Annotated in this window: 11 protein-coding genes and 1 pseudogene; 3 read left to right on the forward strand and 9 right to left on the reverse strand. The window is 60.0% G+C overall.

Annotated elements, in window-relative coordinates; all coding sequences use genetic code 11:
- Positions 1 to 30: 30 nt before the first annotated feature.
- The 3 genes from OCX61_RS11530 to OCX61_RS11540 are packed head-to-tail and all read right to left on the reverse strand — an operon-like array spanning position 31 to position 3,593.
- Positions 31 to 921 (reverse strand): transporter, encoded by an 891-nt coding sequence (locus OCX61_RS11530; RefSeq protein WP_261943913.1) that lies wholly within the window; start codon positions 919 to 921, stop codon positions 31 to 33.
- A gap of 59 nt (positions 922 to 980) precedes the next feature.
- Positions 981 to 2,105 (reverse strand): NAD(P)-dependent alcohol dehydrogenase, encoded by a 1,125-nt coding sequence (locus OCX61_RS11535; protein ID WP_261943914.1) that lies wholly within the window; start codon positions 2,103 to 2,105, stop codon positions 981 to 983.
- Positions 2,106 to 2,123: 18 nt separating this feature from the next.
- Positions 2,124 to 3,593 (reverse strand): benzaldehyde dehydrogenase, encoded by a 1,470-nt coding sequence (locus OCX61_RS11540; RefSeq protein ID WP_261943915.1) that lies wholly within the window; start codon positions 3,591 to 3,593, stop codon positions 2,124 to 2,126.
- A 365-nt stretch (positions 3,594 to 3,958) separates the two neighbouring features.
- Here OCX61_RS11540 and OCX61_RS11545 point away from each other — a divergent pair, with 365 nt between their 5' ends.
- The gene (locus OCX61_RS11545) at positions 3,959 to 4,345 is read left to right on the forward strand and encodes a GFA family protein (RefSeq protein ID WP_261943916.1); all 387 of its coding nucleotides are present in this window, start codon (positions 3,959 to 3,961) and stop codon (positions 4,343 to 4,345) included.
- Between the two features lie 172 nt (positions 4,346 to 4,517).
- Here OCX61_RS11545 and OCX61_RS11550 read toward each other — a convergent pair.
- Positions 4,518 to 5,141: pseudogene (locus OCX61_RS11550) on the reverse strand (IS256 family transposase); the annotation flags it as partial.
- 138 nt (positions 5,142 to 5,279) lie between these two features.
- Positions 5,280 to 6,317, reverse strand: a complete 1,038-nt coding sequence (locus OCX61_RS11555; protein WP_261943918.1) for a hypothetical protein — start codon at positions 6,315 to 6,317, stop codon at positions 5,280 to 5,282.
- Positions 6,318 to 6,511: 194 nt separating this feature from the next.
- Here OCX61_RS11555 and OCX61_RS11560 point away from each other — a divergent pair, with 194 nt between their 5' ends.
- Complete coding sequence (locus OCX61_RS11560; RefSeq protein ID WP_261944301.1) at positions 6,512 to 6,997, forward strand: hypothetical protein; 486 nt, start codon at positions 6,512 to 6,514, stop codon at positions 6,995 to 6,997.
- Between the two features lie 809 nt (positions 6,998 to 7,806).
- Here OCX61_RS11560 and OCX61_RS11565 read toward each other — a convergent pair.
- Together OCX61_RS11565 and OCX61_RS11570 are read right to left on the reverse strand one after the other, a co-directional pair.
- Entirely contained in the window at positions 7,807 to 8,907 is a 1,101-nt protein-coding gene (locus OCX61_RS11565) for a polyamine ABC transporter substrate-binding protein (protein WP_261943920.1), read from the reverse strand.
- A gap of 110 nt (positions 8,908 to 9,017) precedes the next feature.
- Positions 9,018 to 9,833: a carbon-nitrogen hydrolase family protein gene (locus OCX61_RS11570; protein WP_261943921.1), complete on the reverse strand. Its 816-nt coding sequence runs from the start codon at positions 9,831 to 9,833 to the stop codon at positions 9,018 to 9,020.
- Positions 9,834 to 9,962: 129 nt separating this feature from the next.
- Between OCX61_RS11570 and OCX61_RS11575 the strand changes: the two genes are divergently transcribed.
- Positions 9,963 to 10,757, forward strand: coding sequence for a helix-turn-helix transcriptional regulator (locus OCX61_RS11575; RefSeq protein ID WP_261944302.1), 795 nt, complete (start codon positions 9,963 to 9,965; stop codon positions 10,755 to 10,757).
- Positions 10,758 to 10,913: 156 nt separating this feature from the next.
- Here the strand turns inward: OCX61_RS11575 and OCX61_RS11580 are convergent, their stop codons facing one another.
- Positions 10,914 to 11,750, reverse strand: a complete 837-nt coding sequence (locus OCX61_RS11580) for an outer membrane protein OmpK (protein ID WP_261943922.1) — start codon at positions 11,748 to 11,750, stop codon at positions 10,914 to 10,916.
- 78 nt (positions 11,751 to 11,828) lie between these two features.
- Positions 11,829 to 12,704: a transporter gene (locus tag OCX61_RS11585; protein WP_261943923.1), complete on the reverse strand. Its 876-nt coding sequence runs from the start codon at positions 12,702 to 12,704 to the stop codon at positions 11,829 to 11,831.
- Positions 12,705 to 12,720 lie beyond the last annotated feature (16 nt).

Raw genomic sequence — 12,720 nt, forward strand, 5'->3', positions numbered from 1 at the left:
GCCAGCAGCGCGTCAAGGCGGCCGGGCGAATCAGAACAGCAGCAGCGCCCGCAGGTTGACCCCGCTGTCTTCCTGGAAGCCGCCTACCACGCGGGTGTCGTGGGTCAGCTGGCCGCTCAGTTGCACGGTCTCGCCGACCATCTGCTGGAACTCCAGGCGCACTTGCTGCATCTCGGTCTTCTGCCCGGTGTAATCCCCCGACAATTGTTGCTTGCCGCCCTCACTGGCCGAGAAGCCCAACGCCAGGCGCTGTGCCGGGTTGAAGTCATAGCGCAGGTTGGTCTGCAATTGGTAGGTCGGGTCCTGGCGCAAGGTCTGGCTGCCGCTGCCGGCCTTGTCATTGCTGCCATAGAACACCGCATCGGCGTACCACTCCATCGACCAGCGGCCCCACAACGGTTCCACCCAGCCCAGTTGCAGGTCGCCTTTCCAGCGGTTTTCGCCCAGGTTCACCCCGGCGTCGCGGTCATACTGGCCCCACGGCAGATACAGCAGCGGGGTAATGCCGAAGTAGCGGCCGCTGGCGCCAACGCCCGGCTGGTTGACCAGCCAGAACGTGGCACCGATGATCGGGTCGGCCATACCGCTGTTGCTGCCCAGCGACTGGCCCCCCACTTTCACGTCGTAGACGTGGCCGAAAGGCAGGAGGATTTGTGGGTCCACCGTGATCCCGGCGATCTCGGTGAAGTGGATCAGGCGCAGGATGCTGATGTTGGAGCGCAGGCTGGTGTTGTGGGTAGCGTCGGGTGCTCCATCGCCGTTGAAGCGATCCGCGCGGCTGAACTGCTGGTACCAGGCGGCGACGTTGGTGCCCGGTGGCAGCGCTGTGTAGTCGCCGGCATTCACGTCTACGGCGTGGACCTTGGCCGAAACCAGCGCACAGGCCAGCGTGCCCCAGGCAAGGCTGGAGATTTTAGTCATGACAGGTTTTCCGTTGTTCTTGTTATGGGTGGGGGCAGCGCATGGCCGCCCCCTGGCGCTTACTTCTGGATACGAATGATGGGTTTGAGCGTCAGGCCTTTCTCGCTGTCTTCGGCGGCCTGGTTGATCTGTTCGAAGTCGTAGAAGCGCACCAGCTTGTCAAAGGCGAAGCGGCCTTGCAGGTACAGGTTGACCAGCTCCGGGATGAACTTCTTCGGCACGCTGTCTCCTTCGACGATGCCGCGAATGACCTTACCGCCCAGTAGCAGGTCGTTGACATCGAATTGCGCTGTGGTACCCAGCGGCGGTGCGCCGACCACCCCCAGCGCGCCACGGCTACCCAGGGCATCCACGGCCTGGCGCAGCACTTCCGGGCGGCCGGTGGACTCCAGGGCAAACTGCACGCCGCCGCCGGTGATTTCCCGGATGGCAGCCACCGGGTCGGCCTCGCGGCTGTTGACCACGTGGGTGGCGCCCAGCTCCAGGGCCAAAGCCAGGCGTGACGGCACGACGTCGACCGCGATGATGGTTGCAGCCCCCGCGACTTGCGCGGCCAGCACGGCAGAAAGGCCAACAGCACCGCCGCCAAAGGCGGCAAAGGCGCTGCCAGGGGTTACCTTCAGCGAATTGATCACCGCGCCGGCGCCGGTCTGGATGCCGCAACCCAGCGGGCCGAGCAACTCAATTGGTGCTTCCTTGGGCACGCGTACGGTGTTGTTCTCACGCGCCAAGGCGTACGTGGCGAACGAAGACTGGGCGAAGAAGTGGTCATTTAGGGCTTGGCCCTGTGCATCCTGCAGGGCATGCTGGCCCTCGGGACCGGCCCCACTGAAGTTACGCCCGAAGAAGTCTTGGCAGTAAGCCGCCTGTCCGGCGTCGCATGCCAGGCAATGGCCGCAGTAACCGTAGGTCATCACCACGTGGTCGCCGACCGCCAGGTTCTGCACCAGCGGGCCAACAGCCTCGACGATGCCAGACCCTTCGTGGCCCAAGACCGCCGGGAGCGGCACCGGGTAGTACTGGTCACGCACGATCATGTCGGTATGGCACATGCCGGTTGCGACCACGCGCACTAGCACTTCATCACCTTGCGGAGCACGGATACCTGCTTGTTCTAGGACGAAAGGTGCGCCTTTGCCGCGCGTCACGGCAGCTTGAATGGGGCGGAAAAGAGGTGTCGTCATTGTTATTGTTCTCCGGGTTTACAGGGGGTAGGCAGGGGCTTCGCCTTTGAGGGTAAGCCATTGCCATTGGGTGAACTCTTCCCAGTTGGCGGCACCACCGATACTGGTGCCGTTGCCGGACGCGCCGACACCGCCGAACGGGTTGATGACCTCATCGTTGACGGTCTGGTCGTTGATATGTAACAACCCAGTGCGCAGTTGTTCGCCAAGGCGCAGGGCGCGGCCAGTGTCGCGGGAAAGGATCGCGGCGCTCAGACCGTAATCAGTGTCGTTGGCCAGCTCCACCGCTTGGTCGTCGCTGTCGAATGGCACCACCACGGCCACCGGGCCGAAGATCTCTTCTTGGAATGCAGGGTTGTCGCGCTGCACATCGCTGAGCACCGTCGGCTGGAAGAACAGCCCGTCGGCCGAGCCACCGGTGGCAAGCGTCGCCCCGGCAGCGCGTGCGGCCTCGACGACGCGTAGGGCGTTGTCGCGCTGGGCGGTATTGATCAGCGGCCCGAGATGCACTTGGCCGCTGGTCGGGTCTCCCACGGTCAGGCTGCGCGCTTTGGCCACCAGGCGTTCGACGAAGGCGGCATAGATGCCTCTTTGCACCAGCAAGCGCCCGGTCGACATGCAGATCTGCCCCTGGTGCAGATACACGCCCCACGTTGCGTTAGCGATGGCCAGATCGAGGTCGGCATCGTCGAGGACAATTAGCGAGTTCTTGCCACCGAGTTCCAGCGAGACTTTTTTCAGGTGGCGGCCGGCAGCTTCCCCAACTTTGCGCCCAGCGGCCGTGGAGCCGGTGAACTGGATCATCGCCACGTTGGGTGACGCCGTCAGTGCAGCGCCGGCCTCGGCGCCGCCTGGCAGCACATGCAGTACCCCATCCGGCAAGCCAGCCAGCTCGAAGATCCGGGCAATCACATGGCCGCCACATACCGCAGTGCGTGGGTCGGGTTTGAGCACCACCGCATTGCCTAACGCTAGCGCCGGAGCGACTGCGCGCATGGCCAGGTAAAGCGGAAAGTTGAACGGCGAAATCACCCCAATCACGCCAAGAGGGCGTCGCCGGGCGATGCTTAGGCGACCGGCCGTGGAGGGCAGCACTTCGCCCTGGCTGCGCGATGGTAGGGCCGAGGCTTCGTGCAGCGACTTGATGGTGATGGAGGATTCGAAGCTTGCCTTGGACTGAGTCGAGCCGCTTTCACGCACAATCCAGTCGGCGATCTCGGCCTGATACTGCTCGGCGATGGCTGCCGCCTTGCGCAGCACACTGGCGCGTTCGTCATAGGGCAGGGCATACCAGTTGCGCTGGGCTTTGGCGGCCTCCTGCGCGCTTTGCTCCACCTGCTTGGTACCAGCGTTGGCCAAGGTCCCCAGCGGCTGGCCACTGCCAGGGGAGGTGACTGTAGTGACGGGCAGTTCACCCGGAACCCAGCTCCCGGTGAACAGACGCTCGTTCCAGAGTTGGGGTGGCAATAAGGTTTCCACGCTAAGCATCCTTTATGTTGTTGTAGTCAGGATGCTTATTGCAGAGGGCATGCCAACGAGCTGCTGGGGCTAGATTCCGGCGTATTAGTGCGGAGGGTGTACAGCGTTTGAACAATTACCTGCGCTCGAAGTGTTCAGATTCTGAACGTTGCAAATACTCATGCGCAGATGGACATACCTGTATGTTTGGCTCGTTGCACAGGAATCATCGGGGTTGATCGAGTCCGCTTTGGGTCGATAGCGGTCGGTCGCGAATGGCTGCTAACGACCCAAAGCAGCCCTTCGTGCGGGGCAGCAATCGGCCAATAGCAGTCAGTCGACTGCTCGGATGCGGAAGATTAAGCTGGCGTTCTTTTGCGTGCATGGGCGGGCGTATGGCTGAGGTCTATCAGGGGAGTTGCTTATGTGCGAAGGTCAGATTCGAGCTGATTGGTGCACCCCAAGCAGTAAGTCATTGTCATTGCAGCCAGTGCCGAAAAGGGCACGGAGCGTTGTTCGCTTCGTACGGCAGCGTTCCTCGCAGCGCGCTTCGAGTATTAGAAGGTTCCAGCCAGATCAAAGCCTATGCCTCTTCACGGAAGGTCGTGCGTGAGTTCTGCATGGAGTGTGGTTCGACCTTGTTCTGGTCACGATCGCACGGGGAGTTTGCCGACTGGGTTTCGATAGCCTTAGGCACGCTCGACACACCCTTCATACCCCATAAACAAAAACATGTTCATGCTGACGCCGCAGCCCTTTGGTACACGCCAGTAAGCGACTGACGGCATGGGGCCGTATGCAGCCAATAGTGAACGTCTGCTTTGGGTCGATTCCGCCGGTCAAGACGTACCCGTGCACAGGTCACATTCGATGCAAATGGCTGGTCAAGTCGGATGCAAACAGGTGGTCAAGTGGGATGTAAACGCTTGGTCAAGTCAGGGGCGATTTCTCATCAGCCGCTTCTGCATTGATGGCTTGGTAAATCGGCTTCAGCTCTCTGGCTAGTGCCCGGCGCTTGTCCCAGGCCGAGTAGTCCTGGCTGTTGCGGATCAGGTGTACGATGCACGTCTGCAACGTCGTCTCTGGAAATACTGCGCTAAGGGCTTCAGGCATGCCTTCGAGGCCGTCGGTCACGGCAATCAGCACATCCTCGACACCACGTGTCTTGAGATCGTTGAAAACCTTCATCCAGAACTTCGCACCCTCGGTGTTCTCGATCCAGATCCCAAGGATATCGCGCGTCCCGTCGGCGAGAACACCCAGCGCCAAGTAAATGGCCTTGCGTACCAGGGCTTCTTCGCGAATCTTCACCCGCAGCGCATCGAAGAAAATGACCGAGTACATCGGCTCCAATGGCCGTTGTTGCCACGCGCCAATCTCCTCCACGACCTCGTCTGCCACAGAGCTGATGAAGTCGGGTGAAGCGTGGGTTCCATACTGCTCTGAAAGGAAGGCCCGGATCTCTCTGACCGTCATGTCACGGGCGTACATGGCGATGATTTTGTCATCAAATCCGGTGTAACGGCGCTCATGCTTGGGGATCAGAATGGGCTCAAAACTGCCGTCTCGATCGCGAGGTGGTCAGCCTGGAGCTCATTGAGCCAGAAGAGCAGCAGGACATGCTGGCCAAGGCGATGCTCGCCGCGACTATCCAATAGACTCACTTAAATGACCGACCGCTCCAGAAACACACGTATCGTGCGTTTTGGGCCCGACCTAGTTCTGCCAGCACGTCGGGTAACGTTTGCATACGTCAAAGCGCTGGTCCAGATCGGCCATGCGTGCTTGATGCGCGCTGAATGCTTCTTTCTGAAGTTCCCGCTGGGTCCGGTAGTAATACTCCAGCATAGTGTTATTGGTGGTCATCGCCTTGCTGCGGTCTGCGGTCTCACTGTCCGGAAGCAGTTCCTTGATCGCCGGCGTGTCGAGCAGGCCCAGTTTATTGCTGTAGTAATCCTTGTACAGCTGCAGCGAGCGCGCCTGGGTACTCGCCATGTCGTTGGCCGATTGCTCCAGATTAAGGCGGTATTCGGTCCAGTAGGCATCCGGCAGGGTGAAGCCCAGGCGCTGCTTGCGCTCCTCAATTCCCTTATCGAACAACGCTGTCTGCGCAGTGGTGTCGGCAGGAGCGTACTTCATCTTGGCTATGACGCTGGCGTCCACGATCTGACTGATCAAGGCCGTACGCTCTGCTGACTGCGGTTGTGCCTGGGTGGGTTTGGAGAAAATCGGGTTGCTGCCGGAGCAAGCGGGCAGGCCTTTGTTGATTAGCACGATGGGCGAACGCACCGCCTTCCCGTCGATCTCGCGCAGCCGGTTAAGCGTGACCAGGCAATTGTTACCCACGTAGCGGAAGTTCGCTTCGTATTCGCCACCGCTCTGAGGCGTGAAGTTGAACGCGACGGTGCAGACACTGGCGGAGCCCAAGGTATTGGCACGAACAAACAACTCGCGGCCCGGTTGTAGCCGCACCTCCAGATAAGCCTTGGCGTCGTTTGGCGCGGGGACACTCATGGCTGCGCGACGCCGGGTGTTGGCGGTGAACAGGTTGTTGAGCAGCCCTGTGGTCTGTCCGCCACAATGGGCAGCGTCGAACACATCCATCGTCGAATTTTGATTGCTGCTGATGAAGCGCAGCTTTGCCGCGTCGGGCTCGGTGGCGTCTGGATAGGAACCGTTGATACTGCACCCGCTGATGGAAAGGGCGGCGATGCTGACGGCGCCAAACAGGCGCCATTGGTAGAAATCGAACATGATGATGTATCGTCCTTGATTCACAGGAAAGCGAAAGGCCGCCATCCTAGTGAAGGCGGTAGCTGCCGTCTAGCGCGCCTATTCCAACGGCGTGCTCTTTTTTTTACTGAGGTAATGGAATGCTTTGCTCGCACCACATCGTTGCAATCGGCCTGATAGGACTATTGGCCGGTTGCTCGCAAATACCCACTGAGATGGCATTGGATTCAACCACTTATAACGCGCAAAATGCCGGCCTTGTGGTCGGCGCGCTGATAGGAGGTGGCCCTTATGGCACCTACCTGGAATTCCAGGACATCAATAGTCACAAGACCTATGGCTGGGGGCCCAAGGACGATTACTCGGCGTGGTTGCCCGCCGGGGAATATGAAGTCACTCGCCTGGGGCACCGCCGCGGGGTCATGGGCCCGTATTCCAGCCCGCTGCGGTTCACCGTCAATCAAGGGAAGCTCAACTACCTTGGGGAGATGGTGTACGACTGCTCATCCGTCGCTCAGCCGGTCGCGCTCTACGGCGTGATGAACTGCGGATTTCTCGCTCTGGACGAATGCACGGTCCCTCACGCCACCGTGAACGTGTGCGTCGTGGACTGGCAGGGCCAAGCGATCAAGCATTTCTTGCAGCAGCACCCGGAGCAATCCCGGTTACCCGTGCAAAACGCAGTCATGTCGCTACGCTAGCTGGCACGCCTTTGACCATGAGAGGCCTCTGGCGTGATCGCTGCCGGGCCGCCTGAATCATCACGACGTTCTCGACGCGGCGCAGGGCCTGCTAGCCGAGCACAGCAGGGCAAGCCTTGAACGCCTTCACGACCTGCTGGTGCCTCCGGACGAGAGCCTTGAACCGGCCATTGCCCTGCTCGGGTATAAGCCGGTGCTAAAGGGAAACCGATGAGTGAAAGCGCTGAAGCACACCGCGTTGGGTTACCCACCCCGTAACATTCGAGCGGCATGTCTGCTTTGGGTCGGAAGCAGCCGGTCGTGTGCGTCTGCTATCGACCCATAGCGGACGTTCACCCATTAACAACTTGCCCAGCATAAGCTGTGGACTGAACATCGAATGCCCGTGGTGTCACCACGACCGAAGGTCGGGCGCAGGCTGACGGAAAGCTCGTGTCAGCCAGGTGAGATAGATCACGTCGAGGGCACAGCCCACGAGTTCATCCAGGGTGGTAGCTGTGTATAGCGCAGCATTGTGGTAGAGGTCGGCGCTGCTGAGCTGAAAGTGCAAGTGGGTGTCTTGCAGGCCGGGCACCATCAGCCGACCTGTGCGTTGATTCGGCGGGTCTCGATGCCCGCCATGCGTTCGATATCGACGTTAGCACCCACAGCGACCATGCGCCCCTAATGCACGGCAATGGCCTGGGCCCTCGGCAGGTTCGGGTCCATGGTGTGGATGTCAGCGTGGGTAATGATCAAGTCTGCTGAGATAGTCATGCGTACTCCGGTCAAGCGGATTTTTATAATGCGGACGATCTGCGGCGCGACAATCAAGTGCCACTCTTCACCTTGCTCCAGATCCGGGTACGCACACGCTCCAGTTTGAGCGGCAGCGTTTCGAGCGCATACAGCGTTGCCATTATCTCCTTCGAGGGGTAAAACGCCGGATTGTCGCGCAGCTGCGGATTGATGAGGGCCGTGGCGTCCTTGTTGCCATTGGGATAACCGACATAATCGGAGCTTTTGGCAATCACTTGCGGGCGCAGCATGTAGTTGATGAAGTCATAGCCCTGCTGCGGGTGAGGTGCATCCTTGAGCAACACCATGTTTTCAAACCAGACCGGCGCGCCTTCTTTCGGGATGCTGTAGGCCAGTTTGACGCCATTGTTGGCATGGTCTGCCGTAACCTTGGCGCTGTAGACCGAGCCGCCCCAGCCGACCACGGCACAGATGTCACCATTGGCCAGGTCGGTGGTGAACTTCGAGGAATCGAAGTAGCGGATATACGGGCGGATCTTGAGCAGCAACGCTTCAGCCTTGCGATAGTCTTCGGGGTTCTTGCTATTGGGTGGCAGCCCCAGGTAGTTCAGCGCAATAGGCACGATCTCCACGGGTGCATCCAGCATCGCGACGCCGCATTTACTGAGCTTCGCGATGTTTTCCTCTTTGAATATCAGGTCCCAGGAATTCACCGGCGCGTTCTTGCCCAGCAGTTGCTCGACCTTGGCTTGGTCATAGCCGATCCCAGTAGTGCCCCACATGTACGGTACGGCATAGCGGTTTTCCGGGTCGTTGCCTTGCTGCTTTTCCAGGATTTCCGGGGCTAGGTGAGACCAGTTGTTCAGCCGTTCACGATCCAGCTCCTGTATCACTCCGGCCTTGGCCAAACTGGGCAACAGGTCGTCGGGTACCATCACCACGTCATAACCGGTGCGCCCGGTCATCAGCTTGCTTTGCATCACTTCGGCATTGTCGAAGGCGTCCCAGATCAGCGAGATACCCGTATCTGCTTCGAATTCCTTGGGTGTTTCCGGTGCCAGGAAGTCCGACCAGTTATACAGGTGCACACGGGCAGGCTCCGCGTATGCGGGGTTCAAGCTGGTACCGAGCAGCGCGATGAGGCCGAACTTCAGTAAACGGTGAAGCGTCATGGAAGACTCCTGGCGGAGTGCCGGCTTGCGACCGTGCAGTCCGCAGACTGTCGCTGGATTATTGTTATCGTTGGCGCGAGCCCGGTGGTCGTGGGCACGTGAAGCCTTGCTCAGGGAATCAGCAGTTCACGGCGGCCATCGGCGTGTTCGATGCGTTCACCGGGCAACTGGAAGCGCTGGTCCGCCTGGTAGTGGTAGAGCGCACGAGCATCGGCCAGTTGGGTCATGTCCAACTCGATGACATGTCGGCACTCCTGGCGCCCACTTTCCAACAACATCTGCCCGGACGGGTCGATTACCGCACTGCCACCGGCGAAAACGGTATTGTCCTCACCGTCCCCAACCCGGTTCACGACCACGGCGAACACCTGGTTTTCCTGCGCACGGGCGGTGACCGAGGTTCGATGCACGTGACCATAGGGTTCCATGTTGCCATCGGTGACCAGGATCAACTCGGCGCCCAGTGCCGCTACAGCCCGGGCGGTTTCCGGGAACTCGGTGTCGTAGCAGATCAGCAGGCCGATACGCACGCCGCGCCACTCCACGGTGCCATAACGGTCGCCGGGCAGCACCAGCCCGGGTTCGGAAACCCAGAGGTGGGTCTTGCGATAACTGAGCTGAACCCCTTCAGGGGTGATGAACAACGTCGTGTTGTAATAATGCCCACCGTCGTTCTCGATCAGCCCCACTACCACCGCCACCTGGCGCTCACGAGCGGCCTGCTGGACGGCCAGGATAATGGGGCTGTCCAGGGCCAAGGCCTGTTCGGCAATGTTCTGGTGGTTCAGGAAACCGGTGATCTGCGCTTCGGGAAAAACAATGATATCGACACCTGGAGCGCAATGGATGATGGCGTCCAGCGTACGTCGCAGATTGTAGGCGGTGTCGCCATCGCGCCCCGCCAGCTGTACAAGTTCGAGCTTCATATTCGGACCTTGGTATCGGGCTAAGTCCCGGTCAGGAAATAAGTGACTTTTGCAAAAGGTCGATGCAATTATGCGTTTTTTCAGCCCGTTTCCTATCACGTCGAGTGGTTAACCCCAGGGGGTAGATACATGACACCAACGCTCCAGGACATGGCCTGGCATCGCGCTGCCGGCCACGTGATCGAACACCTGGACAAGGCGGATTTCTGGCGAACCCTAAGCCGTTTGATAAGCGAATATGTGCCGATTGATAACTGGGCGGTGCTGCTGTTCAGCGACGGTTGCCCGTTTGCATTCGCTGAAAGCCCGTATGAAGGGGAAGGCCCCGACCCGCTGTTCCACGACTACATCAAGGGCATGTATCTACTCGACCCTTTCTACATCGCCAACCGCGAACAACCTGCAACCGGGCTGTTCCGTCTGGCGGACGTGGCGCCGGAGCGCTTCAAGGACACCGAGTACCACGAGCGTTACTTCAACCATTATGTGAAGCAGGATGAGTTGCACTACAACGTGCGATTGGATGAAGTGCGCAGCCTGTGCCTGTCACTGGGAAGCCGGCACCTGTTCACGCCCGAGCAGGTTTCGCTGTTGGAGATGATTCGCCCGTGGGTAGTGGGCCTGATGCGCCAGCGTATGTTTTTCGAGGCAGCGATGCCTGAAAGCGCACCTCGCCAGGCGCCGCGCTGGCAATCCAACCTTGAAGAGGCGATGGTGCGCCTTGGTACGCCTTTGACCGCCAGGGAGCTGGATGTGATCCGCCTGATCCTCAGCGGCTGCTCGAACAAGGAAGTGGCCGGCAAGCTGAGTATCTCGGCAGAGACCGTCAAGGTCCACCGGCGGCATGTCTACGTGAAGCTGAATATAAAATCGCCGCAAGAACTGTTTTCGCTTTTCCACAAGGCACAGGTGGAAACCGTTTGAGTGTGAGCTAGCACTCCAAAGGTGCAGCGGGTGAACGTAGGCCGTGTCAAACAATCATCCGATGCCGGGCGATCGTTCCCATTCGTGAGCGGCTGCAATGGGTCGATAGCGGTCACTCTGCGACCGGCGGATTCCGCCCCACCGTTGCTAGTGAGCTCAGAAGTGATACTTGACCAAGGCACTCGCGGTGTTCTGATCGGTGGTGAAGCCTTTCGAGTCCCTGATGCCGTACTTGTCCGACCAGTAGTCATACTCCAGGCCCACGTACAAGTGCCTGGCCTCGTAGCCCATGGCCTTGCCGAGGTCGTACTTGAGCTGCGGGTTGAAGTGCAGGTTGGCGTGGTAGTCCGACTGGTTGCGGTGGCTGGCGCTGGCATCCTTGTTGTTGATCACCCAATCCATGAAACCGTCGAACAGGATGTCCGAGTTGCCTGCCGGAAAGGTGATGGCCCAGGCCGGCGTCACCTGCCACGCGCCGGAGGGTACGCGGTTGCCGTCGGGCTTGCGGTAGTAGACGTTCAGCTGGAAGTAGTCGAAACCAGGTATGGCCAGATCGACGGCTGGGCCGAGCAGGTAAGCCTCGACATCACCCTCGCCGAACTCGTAGGTACTGGCGATCAGCACATCCTTGATCGGGCCGAATGACAGGTCGGCGCCGCTGAGCTTGCCCAGCGACAGGCGCGGGCTGAATTCGCCGTAATAGCTGCTGTTGCCATTATTGGCGCTTTCCTTGCCGTTGTAGTTGATCTGGTCGACGAAGAACCAGATGTCACCCCACGTCCAGTTGCTCGCACTCTCGAAGGTGAAGGTCTGCTGGATGGGCGGGTCGACCTTGTAGTTCTTGCCCCAGAGGTAAGTCAGGCTTTCATTGTGCCAAAGCAACGGACCATCGTTGACAGTCGGCCCTGGCGCCAGGTCCTTTCCGCCGGCAAGGGACTGCCCGGTTGCCAGCACGCCGCTCGCGATCAGCAGGGAAGCCAGGGTACGTTCCATGTTCATGCTCCTCACCTTGCGATTTCACAAACCTATTGAGTAGTTGGCCGGGAGGAGGCTGTCAAATGCCGCTGGCCTTCACAGCCCGCCACCGAAGCGATACTGCCAGACCACTCCCGCCACATCGAACTCGCTGCCGGTGCGGGTGTGCGCGCCATTGCTGGCAAACAGCTTCACCAAGTTGTTGCGGTTGACCGGAAGGGTGAGGGTGCAGCCATAGCGGGAGTTTTCCTGGAAGTCGTGGTTGCCAACCCCGTCGACCGAGGTGTTGCCACCCGCGAAGTAGGTACCGTCAAGCGAGGCCCAGATACCGTTTTGAAAGGCATAGATAAGGTGCACCTGGGTCTGGTAGATCGGCCGCTGGGAAAACCTGCGGTTGCCAAGGTACTGGTCATTGTCGGTGAAGAAGGTGCCCGCGCCTGACAATTCCAGGGTCACCGCGCCGATGCGCTTGGAGATGCCGATTTCGGGCTTGAACGACCAGCGATTGTTGCCGAGGTTGACCAGCCGGCTGGAGTCGTATTGGCCAAGCGGCGCGGTGATCGCCAGGCTGGAGCCGATGATCACGTCCTGCTGGTAGCTGGGAAACTGCGCCAGGGACAGTGCCGGGGCGCCATACCAGTTGACCGAAAAGCGCAATCTCGGGTCGATCAGGCCGGTCACATTGCGCTCCCGCGGCTCACCGGCGAACAAGGCAGAGCCCGTCAACCTTGCCTCGGGTACGACGACATCGAACTTGGCCGAACGGCCCCAGACCTCCAATGACCTGGCATAGGCAAACACCACCGTTTCGATGTCGAGCCTGGCGTCCTCCAGCGGGACTGAGGGGTTGGCGGTCACGTTGCCACGCAGTTCGCTGTAGCCCAGCAACAGGAAGTTGATGCCGACCGGCGTGTTGGCGTAGGCCCTGGGTTCCAGATCCTCGGCGATTGCTGCCTGAGCGAACAGTAGCATTGGGATCAGCAATGGA

The sequence above is a fragment of the Pseudomonas sp. LRP2-20 genome (assembly GCF_024349685.1).
In the GTDB taxonomy this organism is placed as follows: domain Bacteria; phylum Pseudomonadota; class Gammaproteobacteria; order Pseudomonadales; family Pseudomonadaceae; genus Aquipseudomonas.